22 protein-coding genes and 1 tRNA gene are annotated in these 22,081 nt (G+C 35.0%); 1 reads left to right on the forward strand and 22 read right to left on the reverse strand.

Going from position 1 to position 22,081, the window contains the following annotated elements; translation table 11 throughout:
- Positions 1 to 200: 200 nt before the first annotated feature.
- The 6 genes from H8718_RS14345 to H8718_RS14370 all read right to left on the reverse strand — a co-directional run bounded on the left by H8718_RS14345 (position 201) and on the right by H8718_RS14370 (position 6,768).
- The gene (locus H8718_RS14345; protein WP_249333415.1) at positions 201 to 1,022 is read right to left on the reverse strand and encodes an endonuclease/exonuclease/phosphatase family protein; all 822 of its coding nucleotides are present in this window, start codon (positions 1,020 to 1,022) and stop codon (positions 201 to 203) included.
- 141 nt (positions 1,023 to 1,163) lie between these two features.
- Complete coding sequence (locus tag H8718_RS14350; protein WP_177671328.1) at positions 1,164 to 2,078, reverse strand: nucleoside hydrolase; 915 nt, start codon at positions 2,076 to 2,078, stop codon at positions 1,164 to 1,166.
- A gap of 3 nt (positions 2,079 to 2,081) precedes the next feature.
- On the reverse strand, positions 2,082 to 3,011 hold the full coding sequence (locus H8718_RS14355) for an ABC transporter permease (protein ID WP_177671329.1): 930 nt from the start codon (positions 3,009 to 3,011) through the stop codon (positions 2,082 to 2,084).
- Positions 3,012 to 4,052, reverse strand: coding sequence for an ABC transporter permease (locus H8718_RS14360; RefSeq protein ID WP_249333416.1), 1,041 nt, complete (start codon positions 4,050 to 4,052; stop codon positions 3,012 to 3,014).
- Entirely contained in the window at positions 4,045 to 5,598 is a 1,554-nt protein-coding gene (locus H8718_RS14365; protein ID WP_177671330.1) for an ABC transporter ATP-binding protein, read from the reverse strand. Before H8718_RS14365 ends, H8718_RS14360 begins: the two co-directional genes overlap by 8 nt.
- Positions 5,599 to 5,664: 66 nt before the next feature.
- Positions 5,665 to 6,768, reverse strand: a complete 1,104-nt coding sequence (locus H8718_RS14370; protein WP_177671331.1) for a BMP family ABC transporter substrate-binding protein — start codon at positions 6,766 to 6,768, stop codon at positions 5,665 to 5,667.
- 245 nt (positions 6,769 to 7,013) lie between these two features.
- Between H8718_RS14370 and rbsK the strand changes: the two genes are divergently transcribed.
- A complete protein-coding gene (gene rbsK / locus H8718_RS14375) occupies positions 7,014 to 7,928 on the forward strand; it encodes a ribokinase (RefSeq protein WP_249333417.1) in 915 nt (304 codons plus the stop codon).
- A 133-nt stretch (positions 7,929 to 8,061) separates the two neighbouring features.
- Here the strand turns inward: rbsK and H8718_RS14380 are convergent, their stop codons facing one another.
- From H8718_RS14380 to H8718_RS14455, 16 genes are all read right to left on the reverse strand, one after another.
- A complete protein-coding gene (locus H8718_RS14380; protein ID WP_249333418.1) occupies positions 8,062 to 10,206 on the reverse strand; it encodes an ADP-ribosylglycohydrolase family protein in 2,145 nt (714 codons plus the stop codon).
- Between the two features lie 125 nt (positions 10,207 to 10,331).
- The gene (locus H8718_RS14385) at positions 10,332 to 10,664 is read right to left on the reverse strand and encodes a hypothetical protein (protein WP_177671334.1); all 333 of its coding nucleotides are present in this window, start codon (positions 10,662 to 10,664) and stop codon (positions 10,332 to 10,334) included.
- 39 nt (positions 10,665 to 10,703) lie between these two features.
- Positions 10,704 to 12,014 (reverse strand): HAMP domain-containing sensor histidine kinase, encoded by a 1,311-nt coding sequence (locus H8718_RS14390; protein ID WP_249333419.1) that lies wholly within the window; start codon positions 12,012 to 12,014, stop codon positions 10,704 to 10,706.
- A complete protein-coding gene (locus H8718_RS14395) occupies positions 12,007 to 12,714 on the reverse strand; it encodes a response regulator transcription factor (RefSeq protein ID WP_177671336.1) in 708 nt (235 codons plus the stop codon). Before H8718_RS14395 ends, H8718_RS14390 begins: the two co-directional genes overlap by 8 nt.
- Before the next feature lie 71 nt (positions 12,715 to 12,785).
- Entirely contained in the window at positions 12,786 to 13,940 is a 1,155-nt protein-coding gene (locus H8718_RS14400; protein WP_249333420.1) for an amidohydrolase, read from the reverse strand.
- Positions 13,927 to 14,220 carry a hypothetical protein gene (locus H8718_RS14405; RefSeq protein WP_177671338.1) on the reverse strand — a complete coding sequence of 98 codons (294 nt, stop codon included), beginning with the start codon at positions 14,218 to 14,220 and terminating at the stop codon, positions 13,927 to 13,929. Before H8718_RS14405 ends, H8718_RS14400 begins: the two co-directional genes overlap by 14 nt.
- A 694-nt stretch (positions 14,221 to 14,914) precedes the next feature.
- Positions 14,915 to 15,094, reverse strand: a complete 180-nt coding sequence (locus H8718_RS14410; protein WP_249333421.1) for a hypothetical protein — start codon at positions 15,092 to 15,094, stop codon at positions 14,915 to 14,917.
- A gap of 144 nt (positions 15,095 to 15,238) precedes the next feature.
- Positions 15,239 to 15,309 (reverse strand) — tRNA-Gly (locus tag H8718_RS14415).
- A gap of 127 nt (positions 15,310 to 15,436) precedes the next feature.
- Complete coding sequence (locus H8718_RS14420) at positions 15,437 to 15,730, reverse strand: hypothetical protein (protein ID WP_249333422.1); 294 nt, start codon at positions 15,728 to 15,730, stop codon at positions 15,437 to 15,439.
- An 82-nt stretch (positions 15,731 to 15,812) separates the two neighbouring features.
- Entirely contained in the window at positions 15,813 to 16,382 is a 570-nt protein-coding gene (locus tag H8718_RS14425; RefSeq protein WP_249333423.1) for an InlB B-repeat-containing protein, read from the reverse strand.
- A gap of 156 nt (positions 16,383 to 16,538) precedes the next feature.
- The gene (locus H8718_RS14430; protein ID WP_249333424.1) at positions 16,539 to 16,883 is read right to left on the reverse strand and encodes a hypothetical protein; all 345 of its coding nucleotides are present in this window, start codon (positions 16,881 to 16,883) and stop codon (positions 16,539 to 16,541) included.
- 251 nt (positions 16,884 to 17,134) lie between these two features.
- Positions 17,135 to 18,016: a sugar phosphate isomerase/epimerase family protein gene (locus H8718_RS14435; RefSeq protein WP_249333425.1), complete on the reverse strand. Its 882-nt coding sequence runs from the start codon at positions 18,014 to 18,016 to the stop codon at positions 17,135 to 17,137.
- Positions 18,013 to 18,927 carry a nucleoside hydrolase gene (locus H8718_RS14440; RefSeq protein ID WP_249333426.1) on the reverse strand — a complete coding sequence of 305 codons (915 nt, stop codon included), beginning with the start codon at positions 18,925 to 18,927 and terminating at the stop codon, positions 18,013 to 18,015. The genes H8718_RS14435 and H8718_RS14440 overlap by 4 nt, the downstream gene beginning before the upstream one ends.
- Before the next feature lie 54 nt (positions 18,928 to 18,981).
- Positions 18,982 to 20,352: an extracellular solute-binding protein gene (locus H8718_RS14445; protein ID WP_249333427.1), complete on the reverse strand. Its 1,371-nt coding sequence runs from the start codon at positions 20,350 to 20,352 to the stop codon at positions 18,982 to 18,984.
- A 26-nt stretch (positions 20,353 to 20,378) separates the two neighbouring features.
- Positions 20,379 to 21,203 (reverse strand): carbohydrate ABC transporter permease, encoded by an 825-nt coding sequence (locus H8718_RS14450; protein ID WP_249333428.1) that lies wholly within the window; start codon positions 21,201 to 21,203, stop codon positions 20,379 to 20,381.
- Positions 21,200 to 22,081 (reverse strand): carbohydrate ABC transporter permease, encoded by an 882-nt coding sequence (locus H8718_RS14455; RefSeq protein WP_249333429.1) that lies wholly within the window; start codon positions 22,079 to 22,081, stop codon positions 21,200 to 21,202. Before H8718_RS14455 ends, H8718_RS14450 begins: the two co-directional genes overlap by 4 nt.

Below are 22,081 nucleotides of genomic sequence, written 5' to 3' on the forward strand. Positions count from 1 at the left end.
AACCTCCTTTGATTTGATTGGTTGGCGAACCTAATCTTATTCTTCAAAGGAGGTTTTTTATTTATACTCATAGCTATAAGCTTTTTCGAACCCCAGGCATAGCCGGGGGTTTTCTTTATACAATAAAACACACTAAAAATCCTTTATAAAATAAAGTTTTTTAGTGTGTTTTTAGTTTATATTTATTTTAAATTTACACATTACCTATATTGCCAAGCTAACTTTGCAATAACAGGATAGTGATCAGATGGAAAGTGCTCATTGATTCTATCACGGCATATCTTTACCTCTTCAATATCTAGGTCAGGGCTTACAAAAATATAATCTATAGGCTTCCCTTGTACGCTTCCCTTAAATCCATGATAACTTCGGCCTATAGATCCATCTTTTAAATCTTGTCTGACTGTATAGAGATTTATAAGAGATATCCTTTTTTCAGCATCTCTTTCTTGATCCCATTTACGGAATGTTCTACTTGTAGGTGTTGCATTAAAGTCCCCCATAAAAAGAATAGAATCAGAACTCTTCATATACTGCTCATGAATTTTATTTGTAATCAGTTTAAGACTATTGATTCTGGACCAATAACTCATATGATCAAGATGCGTATTAAAAATGCTTAGCCTTTGCTCCTTATTATCTTTAAAAGACAAATTACATGTTGTACAAATCCGTGGAAATGCTGCGAACCAAGCACGACTTGGCCTCTCTGGTGTACTAGAAAGCCAAAATGTATGCTCCTCATTTAAAATAAATTTATCCTTTAAATAAAAAATGGCTGTATATTCTCCTTTATCGCCACCATTTCTTCCCATGCCTACATAATCATATTCTGGAAGCATACGCTGCATATCTTGAAGTGCCTTTCTTGTTAGCTCTTGTGTTCCTATAATATCTGGTTTATATTCTTTTATAATTTTTTCAATACGAACAGCTCTATATAGCCATTTATTCATACCAAAAGATAAATAATTGCGCTTCATATTAAAACTCATTACTTTAAGAGAAATAGACTTATTCATCAGCTTCTCCTCCATTCACTCTTACTTACTCATAGTATTCATTATACAATAAAAATCTACATATATTCTACATATTTCAAGCATCCATGAATTGTTAAAATAAAATCCCTAGGAAGTATATACTTCCTAGGGATTTTATTTTTATAAAGATTCGATAGATTTTAAAATCACATTGGCTACTTCATTACTTTTTGCCTTTAAAATAACAAATGTATTAGCTTCATGACTTTCATAGTCAGCTACTGTACGACCTCGTGTTTCACCCACTAAGTCTACATGTACTCTTGCCTGTTTACCTTCAAAGAGGCTTTCATCAATAAGGTAGGCCATAGCACATGGGTCATGCATCACACAGCCTGTTGCTCCAAAAGCAGGGCTACCTTTAATGTAGAAATCCATAAGCTCTGCAAAAACTCTTCCTGCATCACTATGCTTTCTAAGATATTCATAATCTTCTTTTAGAATCTCAACTTGTTCTGTTACATCTAGACCACACATTACAATCGGAAGACCTGAACTAAATACAATTTGTGCTGCTTCTGGATCGACGTAAATATTAAACTCTGCATATGGTGTAATATTCCCGTGACAGACTCCTCCACCCATTAGAGAAATTCTCTCTATTTTGTGTAAGTATTGTGGATAAGCTTTAATCAAAAGAGCTACGTTTGTAAGCGGCCCAAGTGCTAAAATCGTTACTTTCTCTTTAGCATCTCTTAAAATGTCTGCCATAAGTTCTACTGCACTTTTATCAGAATCCTTAGAGGTTGTCTCAACTTCTAAAGTTGGGCCATCCATCCCACTATCACCATGGAACTCTGCTGAAATAATGGGTTCATTAATAAGAGGTGTTTCTGGTCCTTTCGCCACTTCTACCTCTGACTTCACTACAGATAAGATATAGTGTGCATTTTTTGTTATCTTTTCTAAAGTATTATTTCCACATACTGTTGTTACAGCACGCAGGTTATATTGATCACTATGTGCAAGAGCCATAAAAATAGCCGTTGCATCATCATGTCCTGGATCACAGTCTATTATTAAATCTTTTCTCATATTTTAGGCTCCTTTTGATCTTCTTTTCTTTTTACGATTTTCAGAAAGCGCATAAGCTAAAAGCCCTAGTAGCGTTACAACGTATGGTAAAATACGTAAAAGTTCTGATGGAATACCTACTGTACCTAATGCATTGGCTGTAGCATCAGCTGCCCCAAATAAAAGGGACGTAATAGTTGTTCCTATTGTTGAACTTTGCCCCATAGCTTCTGCCGCGATAGCAATCCATCCGCGTCCAGCCACCATATCTCTTGCAAACCATGATACATACCCCATAGACATAAAGGCACCACCAAGACCTGCAAGTGCACCACTTAAAAGAAGTGCAATAGTCTTTGTACGCATAACGTTAATCCCCACTGAATCTGCAGCATTAGGATTTTCTCCTACAGCTTTTAAACGATAACCAAAAGCTGTCTTTTTAAACATTAGATAAATCACAACCACTGCTACAGCTGCCATATAAGTTAAAATATTATGCCCCGATAAAATAGCACCTAAGACAGGAATATCTTTTAAAATTGGAATATGAATAGTTGGTAATACTTTACTTGCAAGAGCTGCTGAAGTTCCTTTATCATTTGCAAAAAGATAAAGGAAGAAAACTGTCCCGCCACTTGCGAATAAGTTGAGGGCAATCCCTCCAAGAATTACATTTGTTTTATAGTAAAGTGTAAAGAATGCTAACACACCTGCAAAAGCTACACTTGAAAGTACTGCTGCTATAAGGCCAAGCCATGCACTTCCTGTAAAAGCACTTACAATAACCCCTACAAGTGCTGCAATCAGCATGAGCCCCTCTAAAGCAATATTGGCAATCCCTGCTGTATTAGCAATAACTGCCCCTAAGGCTGCAAATAAAATAGGAGTTGTTACCCTAATAATGGAGTAAGCAAATTCTGATGTAAAGAGTAAATCCATAATCTCACTCATTTATTTTGCCTCCTTTAAAATCATTTTTTGTTTATAACGTGCAAGAAATCTCTCTGCCGAAATAAAGAGGATGATAACCCCTTGCAAAATACCGATCATCTCTGCTGGTACATCTGAAAGTCTCGCTACGAGATCAGCACCTACCCTGATATAAGCTAGGAAAAGTGCTGCGCCAATAACACCAATTGGATTATTACGTGCTAACATAGCAACAAGTGCACCATCAAACCCATAACCTGGAAGCATCGTCCATTCAAATCTTTTATGCATCCCGATTGTTTCAATAGCACCACCCATACCAGCAATAATGCCTGATAAAAGGTGAGCAATTATAATAACTTTAAAAGTATTAATACCTGAGTATTTCGCAAACTCAGCATTAAGTCCTGTCATACGGATTTCATAGCCCCACTTAGTCTTATATAAAATCATATAAACAACTGCTACTGCCACTAAAGCAATAATAAGACCAAAGTGAATACGTGTTCCTGGAATAATACGTGGTAAGAGTGCTGATTCTTGCATCTCATAAGATACAACTGACATAGCATTAATATCTCTTAACTTATAGTTAAGGAAATAAAGCCCTATACCAAATACAATATTATTAAGCATAAGGGAAGTTACAAGTTCACTTGCATTCCATTTTGCTTTCATCACACCTGGAATAAAAGCAACCACTGCCCCTACCATGGCACCTGCCATAATAACTACAAGCTGATGGAAAATAGTTGGCATTGGTACAAAGATTGCTACTGCTGCTGATACCGCACCACTAATGTAGAAAATCCCTTCACTTCCTAGGTTAAATAAAGAAGCTTGGAAAACAACTGACATAGCAAGACCTGAAAAGATAAGTGGTATTGCCATTTCTATAATATTTCCTATGTATCGTTTATTAGATAATGGTCCAAGTACGAATGTTTTAAGCGCTTCTAACGGCTGATCACTAATAAGGAGAATCATACCGAATGCAAGTACAATCGCAATGAATACAGATACTAAGGTACGAATGAAGTTAAATCTCTGTTCTCTATTCACTTAAAGCCCCCCTGATTCTAGTCTGATCATGTTTATTAATCCCTAACATACATAATCCAAGTTCATGTTCTGTTACATCTTTTGTATCTTCAAAGTAAGCTGTAATCTCACCATTGTACATAACAAGTAATGAGTCAGACAGCTCCATAAGTTCGTTAAGGTCAGCTGACATAAGAAGTACAGCACATCCTGCATCACGTAATTCAATAAGTTTTTCATGAATAATTTGTGCCGCCCCAATATCTACGCCTCGTGTTGGTTGTTCTGCAATAAGGACTTCTGGGTTAATATCACACTCACGTGCAACAACAACCTTTTGCATATTACCACCTGATAGCATCGCAATCTTTTGGCTATAGCCAAAGCATCTTACTTTATAGTCAGCAATAGCTTTTTCTGCTAAACGAATAGCTTCTTTATGATTAAAGAAAATTCCTTTGTAGAATTTCTTATGATCATAAATATTAGAAACATAATTATCTTTAATAGAACCTTCTTTAGCCGTTCCTTGTCTTAAACGATCCTCTGGTATGTAGCCAAAACCTGTATCTCTTAACTTCTTAACTGTTAAATCTTTTATATTTTGACCATTGATTTCTACACTGCCACCTTCAATATTCTTCTGACGTGTAAGGATTTCAATGAGTTCTGCTTGTCCATTTCCTTCAACCCCTGCAATACCTAAAATGCAACCACCACGTACATTGAAGTTAATATCTTTAAGTACTGGCACTTCACTTTCACCTTGATAATGAAGTCCTTTAACTTTCATTTTAGCTGGTCCTAATTTCATAGGCTTTTTATCATATTTAATAACCACATCACGGCCTACAATCTTATTACTAATTTCCATTTCTGAAACAGTATTAGTATCAAATACGCCTTCCCATTTTCCTGCTCTCATAACAGTAATACGATCAGAAATAGCTTTAACCTCTCTTAACTTATGAGAGATAAAAACAATAGTATGTCCTTGCTCTTTAAGATTAATAAGTTCTTCAAAAAGAAGGTCTGTTTCTTGTGGTGTTAAAACTGCTGTTGGCTCATCTAAAATAAGGATCTTAGCTCCTCTAGCTAGTGCTTTTAAAATCTCAATTTTTTGTTTCATTCCTACTGAAATATCACTTACTTTTGCTGTAGCATCTACTTTTAAGTTATATTTCTCACTTAAAGCATTAGTAAATTCTATAGCTTTCTTCTCATCTACAAAAAGCCCTTTTTTAGGTTCCATACCTAGCATAATATTTTGTGCTACAGTAAAAGACTCTACGAGCATAAAGTGCTGATGTACCATTCCAATTCCACTTGCAATAGCATCCTTTGAAGAGCTAAAATGCATTTCTTTACCTCTTAAAAGAATTTTTCCTTCCGTCGGCTTTTCCATACCAAAAAGCATTTTCATAAGTGTAGATTTACCTGCACCATTTTCTCCTACCAGTGCATGAATCTCTCCTTCTTTTAAAGAAAAGTTAATGCCTTTGTTTGCAACCACACCGTTGTCATACACTTTTGTAACATTGTTCATTTGTAAAAGATAATTAGACATACTGGCTCCTTTCTAAAAAAGGGGCGTAGCATTTTTCTAAATGCCATACCCCTATACATTTAAAAATTATGGACGAACTGCATCTCTTCTTGCTGCGATTTCTTCGTTGCTAAGACCAAAAGCAGTTGATACTTCTACTTCACCATTTGTAATTTGAGCTTCAATAGCCTCAATTCTAGCTTGATTTTCTTCACTTACAAGTGATTTGTAAATCTCATTTTTTGCAAGACCTACCCCACCTTCAGCTACGCCAAGCACTTCGTGACTGCCGTATGGAAGTGTACCTTCTACATGCATGTTAACTGCTCTTAAAATAGATTCGTCGATTTTTTTGATGGCTGATGTTACAACATGTTCTGCTTTTTCTTTATCACTTTCCATGAAGGCTAAAGCTTGGTCAGAGTCTACACCAATTACATATTTGTCTAACTCTTTAGCTGCGTCGATTACACCAAGTCCTGTTTGACCTGCTACTTGGAAGATAATATCGATACCTTGGTTGTACATAGAAATGGCTACTTCTTTACCTTTTGTAGCATCTACAAAGCTTCCAGCATAAGCTGTTGCGACTTTAATATCTTTATTAACGTGCTGTGCACCTTCAATATAACCTAATAAGAAGTCATTAATTCCTGGGTTATCCATACCACCAATGAAACCAATTGTATTTTGTCCTTTTTCTTCTGCCTCAATAGCTGCAAGTGAACCAGCTAAGAATGCAAGCTCATTTGTACGATAGAACATAGAATATACATTATCTACTACTTCTGGCTCTGATGTATCAAAGTTAATGTATTTTTTATCTGGGTAAAGTTCACCAATTTCGTTAAAGATAGGCGTCATATCCCATGAACCTGATATAATAATATCCCAGTCTTGCTCCGAAAAATCAAGTACAGTTGGTTCCCATTTTGTTTGATCTGTTCCCATTTCTACAACTTTAACTTCTGCACCAAGTTCTTCCTCTACCTTTTTAACACCGTTGTTAGCCGCATCGTAGAAAGATTTATCTCCTAAATTTCCTGGAATTAAAAGAGCTACTTTTAATGCATCTTCTGTACTTACCTCTTGATTTCCTTGTACTGGTGTAGAACCTTCTTCACTACTACAACCCACAAGTGATGTTACTGCCATTGTGCCTGCTAATAATGCTGCTAGTATACGTTTCATTTCAAGTCCTCCATTATGTAATATATTAAACTTTTTATTGCTCTTAAGTAACCGTTTTAGTATAACGTTTACTTCATTCTAGCATCCCGAACTTTTTACGTCAACTAAATCCGAACGTTTTTTTTAAGTTTATTCACTTTATACGATTTTCCATAAATTAATAGCTTTTTTATTGTTATTGACATTTATTCCCTTAATCAGTAGTATAAGTAATTAAAGAAAACGTTTACGTTAAGGAGATTCTTATGAAATCATCAAATATTCTTGTCATCGGAAGCTTAAATATGGACTGGATTATTAAGGTGCCACGCACTCCTCTTGCAGGAGAAACACTTACAGGTGAATTTTCACTTGCTGTACCTGGTGGCAAAGGCGCAAATCAAGCTTTTGCTGCAAGTAATTTAGGCGGCCATGTTTACATGCTTGGTGCTGTAGGCACTGATGAAGACGGTCAAACTTTAATTCAAACACTTAAGAAAGCTCATGTGCATACTGATGCTATTGCTCAGCTTGAAAATAATAAAACAGGTCTAGCACTCATTTATGTGAATAGCGAAGGAGATAATACTATTGTTGTTCTTCCTAATGCCAATGCTAAAGTAGATCATGCGGCCATCGATGCTCATATGGACCTCATGCATCATAGCGATATTGTCTTACTCCAGATGGAAATTCCTGAAGAAACCCTTTACTACGCTATAGATCTTGCTCATAGTCTAGGCAAAACTATTATTCTAAACCCTGCACCTGCACCAGATACTATTCCAGATCATATTTTATCTAAAATTGACTATCTTACACCAAATGAAACGGAGCTTACTACCTTATCTGGTATACAAGCAGATACTTTTGAAAATATAGAAAAGGCTTGCCAGTCTCTTATTGCAAAAGGCGTAAAAAATGTTATTACAACACTTGGCCCTCGTGGTGCACTTCTTGTTAACCAAGAACGTACTGCTCATTTTAAAGGTTTCCCAGCTCATGCTATTGATACAACAGCTGCAGGCGATTCCTTTAATGGTGCTATTGCTACTTACCTTTCACAGGGTAAAACCATTGATGAAGCCATTACTTTCGGTAATAAAGTTGCTTCCATCACTGTGACCCGCGTAGGCGCTCAGTCCTCCATTCCATCATTGGAAGAAGTACTTAATCACTAAACTCATCTCTACACAAAAAATAGAGAACCTATACAAAAAATAATTTTGTATAGGTTCTCTATTTTTATAGCTTTCGTTTCTCCCTTCCCATTTGCCTAGAAGTTTAGCATCACACAGCCTTCCTAATCCACTCTTATTTTATTTCCTGTAATTTATAGCTTATAAATCCTGTACGGCTTGCATGATTATTTCCAAATCCAATACATCCATGTCCATAAGTTCTATCTGTATCCTCATATGTAAGAACTTCACTTCCTGCTACGCTTACTGTGATTTTATTGTCTTTTGCAGTAATTTCTAATGTATATACCTCACCATGTTGCCACTCAAAATCTACTTCATGAAGCGTTGTATAATCTTCATATTTTTTATAAAGAGCAAGTTTACCTTCTGGTGCAAGTCCAACAGCATAACATCGATTACCCCCTTGTACTCTTACAAGCACATGGTGATGGTCACCTAATAAAGGTTTTAATGTAGCTTCAAGCTTATAATCACTCCAATGTAAATTACCTGTGTAAGCTTCAACAGGTTTACTGCTACCACTTGCCATAAGCATGTCTTCTTCTACTCTAAAGATACCTCTTAAGAATGTAAGATGGGCTGGTAATTCATGAATTGGATTCCATTTTTCATTTGGCAGCTTACCTAAATGCATTGCATAGTTACTATGACTAATGATTTCCATCTCATCTAAGTTAACGCTTAATGAGAACTGACGCATAGCCATATTACCTCTTACACAAATGATATAGAAACCAATCTCTTCTACAATCATATCCGTAGCTTCTGGAATTTTAAAGCTTACTTCTTTCCATTCTTTCTCATCTACAAGAAAACTTATTTCACTTTCCATAATATTTCCTGTCATACGGTCTAGTACATAAGGTACAACTTTCACCGTCCCTTGTTGATTTCCACTTACCTTAATTCTAGCTTTTACTTCATCCCCAGGGAATACAATAGGTGAGAAGTCTGGATCATAGCGGCTATCATCAAAATCACTTGGTGTATAGTAAGTTTTATAATAAAGCTTAAACTTATCTCCATTTCCTAAAACAGGTACTGTAGCACGTAAAGAACGTGTCCCTTTATAGCACTCATCATCTACATTTGTAAGGATTACATTTGGCTTACCAGCAAAATCTGCTCTTATACCAAAAGTAGATTTTGGATACTCAAAGTTAAAGTATTTGCCTTCCTCATGGCTAAAGAGTTCTTGCCACATTTCATTTGGCTCTATACCATACATTTCATGTGTTGTCTTAGCTGTAAGTGTCGCAATTTGAGGCACGTTTTGAATATTGAGGTAACCTAAGCTACCTGATGCACATACAAAATCACCAATTTGAGGAAGCCAACTATTATCAATGCCAGATATGCCGTTCATAACACCTAAAATACTTCCTACATTTCCTACATTACAGTCGGTGTCCCATCCACACATATTACAAATATTAATCGTACGAGAGTAGTCTCCTTCGCCATACATCATAGAAAGTACCATGACTGCTGCATTAGGAATAATGTGGCATACCCCTTCATAATGCTGATAACCATAGTGTTTTTCTACATAATGGAAAGCAGCTCTCCAATCAGCTGGATTTTCCTTAACATATCTGATTACATCTTCAGCAACAACTCGATACTCACAATCTGCTGGAATGAGGCTAAGTCCTGTTCTTATAATTTCTTCAATATCATCACATACATAAGCCTTAGCAATACATGCTGCCACAAAAGCTGCTCCATATACGCCATTACCATCATGGGTTACACTTGCCATTTTCATAGCAAGGCTTGCAGCCAATTTCTCATCTCCTGGACATAAGAAGCCCCACCCATCTGCAAAAATCTGTCCACCAATCTGTTCTGCCATCGTTACACCATTTTGTGCAATAGATCCTGATCGAGGTGCAGGTATACCATTCATAAGGTTTTCATATGCTGTATGCTCAGTAGATACACCATAGCCCCCCCACCAGAAGAATCCATGTCCATCTGCTACATAATTGGTCAAAGTATGTGCCATATCCTCAAATGATAAGGCTTTATTATAATTAAAATCTTGAAGTGCTCTTATATAAAGCATCGGCCCATTAATATCATCATCGGCACAGAAGTTTTTATATGTAAATGGATAAGTTGTAATCTCACCAAAGGTATCTTTTATCTTTTGATACTCCCATCCTTCTACATTGGCCCCATGAATAACACCGATGATTTTACCAATCCAACCTCCATACATCTTATCCATATACAATCTATCTAACTGCATTTTTAGTCCTCCTTGAATGTCATTTATTTTGAGTGTATTGTAGCATAGCATTTCAAAAGTATAAACAAAAAATAGAAGTAAAGGTGTAAAAATAAATTTTTACCTTTACTTCTATTTAGGCCTCTTTAAAGAAAAATGAAACAATATACACTACTTGCAAGTCCTATGCAAGCTACAATTCTAGCTGCCCTACTCACGCCATACTCTTTATTTTGAAAGCTCATTAAAATAGCTGCAAGAGCTGGTATGCCTGGTAATAACCCTACTAATTGACTTGTCATATAGTTAGTTGGCAAACTTGTTATCGTAAGAAAAATAATTATACCTGTAAGTACAAGTGTTACAATAAATCCTGTATGAATTACTGTTAAATTTTTGCTAAATAGTGTAGTAATTATAGTAATAATAGAAATAAATAAAATACTTATAAAGAATAACCCTAATATACCTAGTGCCATATGGAGCACCTCCTTTAATTGATAAGCTTATTATAAAAGTTAATTCTGTAGATCCTTCATAGATAATTCTAAAGAATTCTGTAGAGGAAGCTCCATAACCACTTGAAATTGCAACTTATCTTGCCAAATCTTACAGCTTCCATTATAACTTTCTATAATCTCTTTGCAATTTTCAAGTCCAATACCATGACTCTCTGTCTCTACACCTTTAAGATTTATAGCGTTCGTTATACTTAGAATAAACTTCTGATTTTCTTTTTTTATGGAGACTTGTACAGGCTTCATTTTATCTGCATACTTTTCAATATTAGAACAAAAATTATCTAGTACACGTCTTAATAAAACTACATCTATACTAAGTGTATCACCTTTTGTCATAGTATTTTCATAAGTTACATTAAAACCACAACTATCTAACCAATCATCTATTTCTAATAAAATCTGGTCTGCCAAAATATGTGCTTCAAATAGCTGATTTTTCTTAGTCATCTCTCTTTTAGATGTACCTACATAACTAAAAAGTGTATCTGTGACACCTTTAATCTGAAGTGCTTTTTGGCTAGCAATGTGTATATACTCTTCCATCTGGCTAGAAGAACTATAAGCTCCTTTTTCTAAAAAATCCAAATAGCTCATAACTGCAGTTAATGGTGTTCGAATATCATGAGAAAGGGAAGAAACCATCTGCATATTCTGTGCTCTAAGCCTTTTCTCTTCTTCTATTTCCTGTTCAATACGACTCGCTAACGCATTAATATGACGTGCTACTTGCGTCAGTTCATCTTCCCCTTCAAGCGGAATACGCTTTTTTAGGTCTCCACTTTCCATAAGTTTAAGTATTTCGCTTATTCTAAGCAAATACTTAAACTTATAATGGCACATAAAAAGTACGAAGAAGATAAAAAGCATTCCCGAAGCCATCCTACTCATAATGCCTACCTGCATGACAAACTGCTTAGTATAACAAGGATATAACTTTACACTTTCCCTCCCATAAGGTGTCTTGACTTCAAAAGTATAAAAATCTTCCAGACCATAATGACTTGCCGTCAAATCCGGGCTTGTATAATAGAGCTTATCCTCCCTATACAAACTAATTTGTAGTTCTGGATACTCAACATTCCATGTTAATAAGCTACCTATAGGAAATTCTTCTCCTTCAGAACTTTGTAAAAGAGTCACAAGTTCCAAAGCCCCTTCTTTAATATAGGCCTGAAACTTTTCCGAACGTATTAATACCTTACTTCCCATAGATAAAGCAGCTGTATGAATAAAAACATATGAAAAAATAGCACCTATTGCAGCGATGATTATATACCCTATAATTTCTAAACTTAATTTCTTAGTCAATGTAGTAACCCTTTCCCCAGGCTGTTTTAATATAGCGTGGATGCCTTGTGTCCTTTTCTATTTTCTTACGTAAATTCTTAATATGAACCATAACTGCATTATCGCCTACCACTGCCCCATCTTCTTCCCAAATACTCTTATAGATATTCTCCATAGAAAAAACTTTTTTACGGTGGGTTAAAAGTAAATGTAAAATATTATACTCCGTAGAAGTTAGGATAACTTCTACTCCCGCTACTGTAACCTTTTGAGTTTCTTCATCTAGGTATAAGTCTCCAACACTTAGTATAAGACTATCTTTAATAGGCATAGGTTGATAAACATAGCAACGCCTTAGAAGAGCCTTTACCCTCAGTAACAATTCTGTATTTGAGAAAGGCTTTGTAATATAGTCGTCGCCACCTGCACAAAAGCCCATAGCTTTATCTGATTCTTGTCCATAAGCTGTCAAAAATAAAATAGGTACCTGCCATCTTTGTCTAATCTCTGAGCAGGCTACAAAACCAGATTTTCCTGGCATATTTACATCTAATAGAATAAGTGATATAGTCTCATCCACTAATTTTATAGCCTCCTCGCTATTACACGCACATACCACTTCATAGCCTTCTCCCGTAAGGAGTATCGTTAAGATCTGACGTATATCTTGTTCATCATCTACAATTAAAATCTTCTGCACATTACTTGCTTTTATATTCATAAAAAATAACCCCCGTATTTATAAACTATAACTTTGAACTCATTATAGCATAAATAAAGGGGGGATGTAGATTAAGCCTTATAGACTATTTGCCCATCAATGATGGTATAAAGTGTATCTGTAAAAATTTCCATTGGATTCCCTGAGAAAATAGCAATATCTGCATCCTTACCTACTTCAAGGCTTCCCACACGGTCTGCCACACCACAAATAGTTGCAGCATTAATGGTAATTGCTTTAAGACCTTCTTCAATACCTAAACCTTCCTTTGCAGCAAGTCCGGCACATTTACTTAAATATTGCACTGGAATGACGGGATGGTCTGTTGTAAGCGCTACAAGCGTACCTGCCTTATGTACAATTCCTGGTGTTTTAAAGGTTTTGTTTTGAACTTCTATTTTACTTCTACGTGTTAACGTTGGACCAATAATAGCAGGATAAGAAGAGGCTGCTACATACTCTGGAATGAAGTGCCCCTCACTACAGTGGTCAAGTGTCATATGTAAATTAAATTCTTTTCCAATACGGATAGCTGTAAGAATATCATCGCTACGGTGTGCATGGGCTTTAAGTGGAATTTCTTGATTAAGCACTGGAAGCCATGCCTCTTGTTTAAAGTCTTCTGTAAAGTCCTCACCTTTTGCAAGGGCTTTTTCCTTCTTCTCTTTATACTGCGCAGCTTTTGTAAGCGTTTCGCGAAGCAGTGCTGCTGTAGCCATACGTGTAGCTGGCATTTTACCTTTACCGCTGTAGACACGCTTCGGATTTTCTCCAAAAGCAATTTTCATTGCTGCTGGCTCTTTCACAATCATATCATCTATGCTTTTTCCTTTTGTTTTCATAAAGACAAATTGGCCACCTACTACATTAGCACTTCCTGGCCCTGTCATAACCGATGTTACACCACCTTCTACTGCATCATTAAAGGCTGTATCCATTGGATTAATTGCATCAATGGCTCTAAGCTGTGGTGTAACTGGGTCTGTCATTTCATTTGTATCATTTCCCTCAAAGCCTTTATCTTCTTCCATAATCCCTATATGGCAATGTGCTTCTATAATACCTGGCATAACCCAGCCACCTTTAGCATCAATAATCTCCATATTTTCTGTCTCTACAATAGATTCCCCTATTTCTTTGATTTTTCCATCTTCCACAAGGATACATCCCTTTTCATAAGTAATCCCTGCCATTGTCAATACTTTACCATTTTTAATAAGTAACACGACCTGCCTCCTTAGCATCTACTACATAAACTCTAAGCTTATTGCTTCTTGGAAATTCTCTTCTTTCCAGTGTCTTTAACAATTTCTTCATATCCTGTACTTCTAGATTCATAAAAGACTGCTTTTCAAACCCCTCTTCATAAACATTATAGTTTACTGCAAGTTTTTCGATAACTACTTTTCTATCTTTCTTAAAAGTACGGATATCTAAACACTTTCCTACTTCAAGCTTTTCTAATCTTTTTAAAGTGTCCGCAATAAAGCTATCCTTATTAATCATATTTTCAGCCCTTCCTCTTGATGTCTTAATTTTATTTTACACCTTTTTATGATTTTAGAAAGTTTTTTAGCTTGTTTTATTCAGATAAAATATAAAATTGTACTCTCCCCCTTAGACTTTACTACTGTTAATGCAGAGGAGGTATATGACATTCTTAATCATGAGGTATGTAATTAAAATGATACCCTGCTAATTCATGTAAATTAGCCTAAACTTTCATCGACAATAACCCTATATGGCATAATCGTATCATTTCCTTGCTCCCTCTCACTCTTTCACATCCCTTCTTGTATCCTTCACTTTATATACCCTCTATCTTATCAAAAAGTTTGAAGAAAAATATATTTTTATAAAATAAAAACACCTACCAAATGGTAAGTGTTTGAAATACTACTTATTTTGCCTTGAAATGCCTTAATAATTCCATTGCAATAAGTAAAGCACTATATAATGGAATGGCAACTAGCAATAACAAATGATTTATTTTTGCTCAATTAATTATTTCAGTATAATGCTAAGCCTTAATACTATTACCCTAACTAACCTTTTAAAGATAAATTCTAGATCTTCCTTTTCTTGTACAATCCCTATGGATATTCTTAGTGCGTATTTTGTCTACGCTAAAAAATATATCCTATGAAGATTAATACTAGCCCTATACCTATTAAGATAAATTGTGCAATTGCAAAATTTCTTAATAAACTCTTTGTACTATTCCATAAATCTCTTTACCTATACTACTCATATTAGAAATATTATAATATGTAATGTCAGCATGAGCATCTGTGTGCTGCCTTAGTTCTGCTTGGCAATTGGAACAGTAAAAATCCCCCTCATTATTTTCATAATTACATTTCGGACATACCTTTTTCATAATCTATTACTATTTCCTCCTGTATTTATTATCTGATTGATATACTAATATTTACATTTAATTATATAAAATAATTCATTATACAATAAAAAAATAGACTTAAGCCTTATCTCATAAAGCTTAAGTCACATTTTATATACTAAGAGCGGATGACGGGAATCGGACCCGCGTCCTCAGCTTGGGAAGCTGATGTTCTACCATTGTACCACACCCGCTTAGTCCATACTTTTATTATATGCTTTTTTAGATTATTTCAATATATTTTAAAAATTTTATTTATTATTTAAATCAAAATAGAAGGTATAACAAAATTAAAATTTTGTTATACCTTCTATTTACTTATCAGGTCTCATTTTGAACGCCTTTCACTTCTCTATCTAAAGCATTAATCATTTCTGCAATATCATAAGCCACCTCTTTTTCATTACCAAAAGCCTGACTCACTTCTTTTTGAATATAATTTTTCTTAACAGGTAGAATATGTGTTTCTGCTTGATCTGGTGGATATTCTTGCATTAATTGAAAGTACTCATCTTGATAATACTTTTTATACTTTTCACTATCGAGTGTAATTTCTTTCTCTACTTTTTCACCATGGCTACCTTCATATGTTACTGGAAAATGTAATTGACTCATGTATCTGTACTCCTTCTTAAGTATTTTAAAGTTATTATTCTACAAAGCATCATTTTTATGCCTGTACTTTAAAATACTTAGTCTAGAGATCTCTAAAATAAGCTATAACCATTGTGTCTTCTTGTGGCATTGTAAAAAGTGTTTGAGAAGCTCTTAGATTCTCTATACTACCTTTAGAGGCTTCCCAATGATCAAATACTTTCTCTTCTGGCACATGAGCTGTAATCAGAACTTGTGTATTAGGAGCATATCGACCACTTCCTGTTCCATTTATAACGGTAAGTGTATATTGCTGAGAAACTTTATTATCTATAACATGCACAATAGCTCTTCCAAATCGACTTACATCTTCTTTAAATGTAGCTGTAACTATAAGAATGGGGCTTGTCTCATTTTCTCCTACTGATAACACACCTGTGTTATCTATACTTGTATTGCCTTGTACACCATCCACACGCCAATCTATCCTTCTACTTAGTTGCCCCTGTTCTTCCCCTAATAAAGCGATAAATTGCTGACTTTGACCCTTATTTAAAGTTATTTCAGAAGGGATAATATTAAGAGAGGGTTTAACCTCATTACCATAACTATATAGAGACAATGGGCTGAGTAAAAAAATGATTATAACTAATGGCATTATTTTATATTTCATTTTCTCTCACTCCTTTAACTTCATTTATATACTTATTTTAGGATACCTCATTCTCTTAAAAAAAATCATTTATTTCCTTCCTCTTTTATAAAAGTCTAATAAAAAATTAGGTATATGTCACCTTACTTTAAGCGAACATATACCCTATACACTTATTTATTGTCCAAATACCTCTACACGTTTTCTTTTCCCTAAGTAATTAATAGCGCGCATTTGACATCTACCTAATTCATTATGATTGCAAAAATTGATTAAGTCCATTAATAGAAATAGCGTATCTGTTATTAAATACTTAAGGTCTTTTAAGTCTCCTTCATGTGCTTCATCTACTGTGAGTTCACTTGTGCGATTAAGCAGATACTCTATACCGTCTTGTACATCTTCCAATGTCGGTTTAATTTGGTCACAAGTCACCTCTTCAGTTGCAATAAACTTCTCTAAATATGTTTGTAACTGATTATTTAAGCTTTTATATTGTTCATATACTTTGGCTAATTCCATTCCTTGTCCTCTTTCTTTCTAAGTGACTTCCTCTATATAAAAAGACTCATCATAACTTGTATATTTTAGAAATATCAAAGATATGATGAGTACCATTTTATTTATTATAACATGTTATCGATTCTTTTTTCTAGTAATTTTACAAAACGTTCCTTTAATACACTTCTATAAGTTTTTGCTTTACCTTCTGTCATGGTCATCTCCTCTTCCAAAATATTTGGTATTAGTATGACCTAATTCTAGAAAGTCTATTAGAGTTTCATTAAATACTGCCCGATTTCAAAACTTAAGCGAAGTGCAGTCTCTATAAGTTCATCTGGTAATCTATTAGCATAGTTATGGGCTTCAAAACAGAAATCACCTTTATAGTCAATCTGCTTTAAAGTACTTACAACTGCTTTCCAGTCTATCTTACCAAATAGAGGCATGACATGCATTAAATCATGATCTGTTGCACTATGTGTATCCGATACATGCGTTGCTTTAAGATATGGTGCAATATGAAGTAAAGATTTAACTTGATCTTGCTGCATAATATCTGCATGTTCAAAGTCCCAGCAAATGCCCATACGGCTATCATTAAAGGCCTCTACAAAGTCTACTAACTCTTCTGTTGTGACACCAAATTTTCTATATGGTTTAATACCAAAGTCTACCATATTCTCTACAGCTAATTCCATATCATATTTTGAGCTGATTTCTAAAAGATTTTTAAAATACCCTATGTTTTTTTCTCTTGAAGTTTTTACTAGAGTAGAACTTGTAAAATCTGTATCAGGATGAGTTACACAAAGTTTTGAACCTAGTATATGACAACAGTAAAGAGATCTTTCTACAAGTTCTTGATGGTATTTGTAAGCATCATCTGAAAGCTTATGGTCTAAAAAATTAAAAGTATAGGCATGACATTGTCCAAATTGTACACCTAGTCTTGCAGCCTCATTAGCTACTGAATGAATCCAAGCTTCCCACTTATCTGTTATAAATGGTGAATGTGGGAGTGACCAGTCATAAAAACTAATATCAAAACGATCAAAGCCCGCTTTACTTGCTAATTGTAATGTCTTCTCTAGTGTAAATACTTCACCATTTGGACGCTCACATACAATATTTGATGATGTTGCTAGTCTCATGCAAAAAACACCCTCTCTCTTAGTAACTGGATATATTTCTTAAAGTTAAATGATTTAGCGATTTGTAAGTTAGCGTGGTCTGGATGTAATTCAAATGTAATCGTATCCTCACCAAGTGGGCTCTCACAGTCAATTTCAATACGTCCACTTTCAAATTCAGCTATGGTCTCATCAATCATATAGGCCATTGGCATAGCGTCTACTAAAAGGCTGTATGGCTTTAATCCTTTTCTAAGATTAAAGTCTATAGCATCTTTTAAGAACTGAAGTCTTGAACTATGAGATGCTTCTTTTAATATTTCCTCTATCATTTCATTTTGCAACTGAGCTGTTACATCTAAACCTAGTGCTTTAAACTGTACCCCTGACTGGATAACAATTTCGAATGCTTCAGGGTCGACAAGCACATTCCACTCACAACGTGGACGCCCTACAAACTTATCACCTAAAATTTTATAATAGCCCGCCATTGTTACTATGCTTACCTTGCTCCAATCTACATGTGGTGCTTTTTGAATAGCCTGTGCAAGATTTGTCATTGGTGCAATAGAAACAATCTGTAAATTTTTATATTTGCTCACGACCTCTATTATAAAGTCAATGGCATTTTGATCTTGTACTTTAGTGATTGGTTTTGGTAACTTACTTTCACCTAGTCCATCTACTCCACAATACGTATCTGAAAAATTAAGGGTACGTTTAAGTGGTGCATGTGCCCCTTCATAGACAGGAATATGTGTTTTATGGCATAGTTCCAAAATCCTTAATGCATTTTGTGCACATACTGTATGCCTTGCATTCCCTGCCACGGTTGTAATACCTAAAACCTCTATTTCCTCCGAGTAAGCTGCTAACATAATAGCTAACGCATCATCTGTTCCCGGATCACAATCAATTAGTATTTTTTTCATAATTTTCCCTTAAACTAATAGATACAAGTGCATAAGCACTTGTATCTAGAATTTTTATTGATTAATTGGATTTGCACGATAGTAATCATTCATAGCTTGTGTAATACCATCTACAATCGCTGTATAAGTTTGATCTTTGTTTGCTGCACCTGTACCAAATGCCATCATAGCATCTTTGATAACTGAACCTACTGTACTTGAATTTGGACAGAAGGCTGGCACAACTGTTGCTGGTGTATTTTGTAATGTTTCAAGTGGTGCGTTAAGACGTGGCTCTTTTTCAATAGCTGCTTTATAAGCATCAAGTTCTACTGTTTTTGTATTAACTGGTACATAACCTGTTCCATCTAACCACATTACTTGTGCTTCTGGTGAAATCATAAATTGTACGAATTCCCATGCAGCAGCTTTTTTAGCTTCGTCATCTCTATCTAACATATAAAGACCTGAACCACTTGGGTAAGCCCCACCTACATCTTCCCCACTTACTGTTGGGATTGGTGCAATGCCCCATTCAAATTTATCGCCTACTAAATCAGCAATTGTTTGAATACGTGAGCTTGTCATAATAACCATTGCATGCATACCTGCTGCGAATTCTTCATTAATACTATCACGAGTTGCTTTATAAGCACCTGAACCTACTACTTTTTCCCATTCTGTTAAGAAGTTCATAAGTGTACCATTTTTATCTGCTTCAAGCTCTGTCATATGTCCATTATGACCACTTTCATTGTTACCAAAGTAGCTACCCTCTGTACCTTGTGTAGCAATCCAGTTTTCAAGTTCAAATTGGTCAACTCTTACGTTAAGACCATATTCAGCATCTGTTTTCTCAACAAGTGTTGGCATGATTTCAGCCATCTGTGCAATCGTTGTTGGCACATCCGTAATACCAGCTTGGTCAAAGTATGTTTTGTTATAGTACATCATTAATGCTGATGAAGTATAAGGTACGCCAATCATTTTACCTTCAATAGAATGTGAAGAAATCGTATTAGGAATTAAATCTTCTTTTTTTACTGTAGAATCAGCTGATGTAATATAATCTTCCGCCCATACTGTACGTTTATAGTCACGGATTAAGCTTACACTTTCACCATAAAGCTGAATAACATCTGGCATGTTTTTCACATCATCTGTTGACATAGCAGCTGTTAATGCTTCTGTTCCTGGCCAGTTTTGGAATACTGGTGTAACCACTATATTTTTTTCTTGGCCGATTGTACTATTGAAAGCTTCTACTTGTTTATTAACAATCTCTCCAAATACACCATCCATTGAGTGCCAGTAAGTAATTTGTGTTGCTCCGTTTGGCGCAGCATCTGGAGCAGGCGTTTCATTTGCCTCACCATTTGCGCAAGCTGTTGTTGCAAGTAGCATAGTTGTTGCAAGTCCCATAGCAATTAATTTCTTTAGTTTCATTTTGACTTACCCTTTCTTTTTATATTCTATTCTTTAACAGCACCTGACATCATACCTGATACAATCTTTCTTTGGAAAAGAACAAATACAAGTACTGTTGGAATTAAGGTAATAACTACACCTGCCATAACAGGTCCAAATATTGCTGATTCTCTATCTTTAAGCATTGTAATACCAACCTGAATAGTTCTCATTTCATTTTGGTTTGTTACAAGCATTGGCCATACATATTGGTTCCACACATTGACAAATGATGAAATAAAGACTGTTACTAAAATTGGTTTGGATACTGGAAGTAGTACTGTAAAGAAGAATCTTACGTTACCACACCCATCCATATGTGCTGCTTCTTTTAAAGACTTAGAAAAAGTTAAGAAACTTTGTCTCATAAGGAAAATATTTGCTGCAGATACAAGGAAGATTGAGCACATCCCTACATATGTGTTAATAAGTCCTAACTTAGAAATCGTTGAGAAGTTAGAAACGATTAATACATCTGGCGGGATCATAATCGTAGCCATTGTAAGTGCAAAAAGTACTTTTTTACCTCTAAATTCAAAGAAGGCAAAACTAAATCCTGCCATTGTTGCAAGAATTACTCTTGAAATACTTGCTACTGTAGCAATGACAAAGGAGTTAAACATATAACGCATTAAACTTGTTCTTGTAAATGCTGTTACGTAGTTTTCAAAAGTTATCGTTGGTGGCAGCAAGTTAGGTGGATTTGATAATACATCCTTTTGCTCCATCAAAGATACTGAAAAAGCATAAAAGATTGGAAACAGAATAAGTAATGCTAAAAAGATACAAAGGAGCTGAATTAAAATGTCGCTAATTTTCTTAGTTCTCACTGATAATGTACCCCTTTCTTCTCCCAAGCAAAACCTAACATCGTTACAATAAATGTCATAACAAAGGCAATAATAGCTGCTGGGTTAGCATTGGTATAGTTTCCTGTTGCAGAAAGTTGTTTATAAACATACTGCATAATGGTTTGTGTTGCACCAAATGGACCACCGTCTGTAAGAATATTAACTAAGCCCATCATCATCATACTGTAAGCTAAATCTGTTATGATTAGATAAAACATTGTAGGGGATGTAATCGGTAAATAAATACTGATTAACTTTCTAAAAGGTGTTGCCCCCTCAAGATCAGCACTTTCAATTAAATCATCTGGTACACTTCTTACTGCTGATAACATAAAGATAAAAGCATAACCTGTTGATAACCAGATTTGTATAATAGCAATAGCTATAAGTGCTACTTTAGGATCTGTTAACCACTGTACATCTATTCCAAAAAATCCATTGATAAATCCTAATGAAGGTACATAGAGTAATTGGAAAATCATAGCTGTAACAGATGACGCCATAGCCATTGGTATAGCAAAACTTGTTTCATAAAATATAGAAGTTTTACGCTTTTTATTTGCAAGAAGTGCAAGTAAAAAACCTAACACTTTTGATATTGGTACAGTTAAGAGTACAAACCAAACTGTATTAAATATAGCTTGTACAAACTTCTCATCTGAAAGAATGTACATGTAATTCTCAAGTCCTACAAATCGGTTAACATTTCCAAATGAATCCACGATGAAAAAGCTCTTGAAAATCGTTTCAATAAATGGATAAAATGTAAAAGCACCAAACAAAATAAATGCTGGTAACAACCATAGATAGGGTTCCATTGTTTTTAGGAACTTCTTATCTTTCTTTTTCTTTAACAT

The sequence above is a fragment of the Zhenhengia yiwuensis genome (assembly GCF_014384995.1).
Lineage (GTDB): Bacteria > Bacillota > Clostridia > Lachnospirales > Cellulosilyticaceae > Zhenhengia > Zhenhengia yiwuensis.

Excerpts from the sequence above, each read along its gene's own strand:
- H8718_RS14345 (WP_249333415.1), bottom strand. The coding sequence starts at position 1,022 with ATGAATAAGTCTATTTCTCTTAAAGTAATGAGTTTTAATATGAAGCGC.
- H8718_RS14350 (WP_177671328.1), bottom strand. The coding sequence starts at position 2,078 with ATGAGAAAAGATTTAATAATAGACTGTGATCCAGGACATGATGATGCA.
- H8718_RS14355 (WP_177671329.1), bottom strand. The coding sequence starts at position 3,011 with ATGAGTGAGATTATGGATTTACTCTTTACATCAGAATTTGCTTACTCC.
- H8718_RS14365 (WP_177671330.1), bottom strand. The coding sequence starts at position 5,598 with ATGTCTAATTATCTTTTACAAATGAACAATGTTACAAAAGTGTATGAC.
- H8718_RS14370 (WP_177671331.1), bottom strand. The coding sequence starts at position 6,768 with ATGAAACGTATACTAGCAGCATTATTAGCAGGCACAATGGCAGTAACA.
- rbsK (WP_249333417.1), top strand. The coding sequence starts at position 7,014 with ATGAAATCATCAAATATTCTTGTCATCGGAAGCTTAAATATGGACTGG.
- H8718_RS14380 (WP_249333418.1), bottom strand. The coding sequence starts at position 10,206 with ATGCAGTTAGATAGATTGTATATGGATAAGATGTATGGAGGTTGGATT.
- H8718_RS14385 (WP_177671334.1), bottom strand. The coding sequence starts at position 10,664 with ATGGCACTAGGTATATTAGGGTTATTCTTTATAAGTATTTTATTTATT.
- H8718_RS14395 (WP_177671336.1), bottom strand. The coding sequence starts at position 12,714 with ATGAATATAAAAGCAAGTAATGTGCAGAAGATTTTAATTGTAGATGAT.
- H8718_RS14405 (WP_177671338.1), bottom strand. The coding sequence starts at position 14,220 with ATGATTAATAAGGATAGCTTTATTGCGGACACTTTAAAAAGATTAGAA.
- H8718_RS14410 (WP_249333421.1), bottom strand. The coding sequence starts at position 15,094 with ATGAAAAAGGTATGTCCGAAATGTAATTATGAAAATAATGAGGGGGAT.
- H8718_RS14420 (WP_249333422.1), bottom strand. The coding sequence starts at position 15,730 with ATGAGTCAATTACATTTTCCAGTAACATATGAAGGTAGCCATGGTGAA.
- H8718_RS14425 (WP_249333423.1), bottom strand. The coding sequence starts at position 16,382 with ATGAAATATAAAATAATGCCATTAGTTATAATCATTTTTTTACTCAGC.
- H8718_RS14430 (WP_249333424.1), bottom strand. The coding sequence starts at position 16,883 with ATGGAATTAGCCAAAGTATATGAACAATATAAAAGCTTAAATAATCAG.
- H8718_RS14435 (WP_249333425.1), bottom strand. The coding sequence starts at position 18,016 with ATGAGACTAGCAACATCATCAAATATTGTATGTGAGCGTCCAAATGGT.
- H8718_RS14440 (WP_249333426.1), bottom strand. The coding sequence starts at position 18,927 with ATGAAAAAAATACTAATTGATTGTGATCCGGGAACAGATGATGCGTTA.
- H8718_RS14445 (WP_249333427.1), bottom strand. The coding sequence starts at position 20,352 with ATGAAACTAAAGAAATTAATTGCTATGGGACTTGCAACAACTATGCTA.
- H8718_RS14455 (WP_249333429.1), bottom strand. The coding sequence starts at position 22,081 with ATGTTAAAGAAAAAGAAAGATAAGAAGTTCCTAAAAACAATGGAACCC.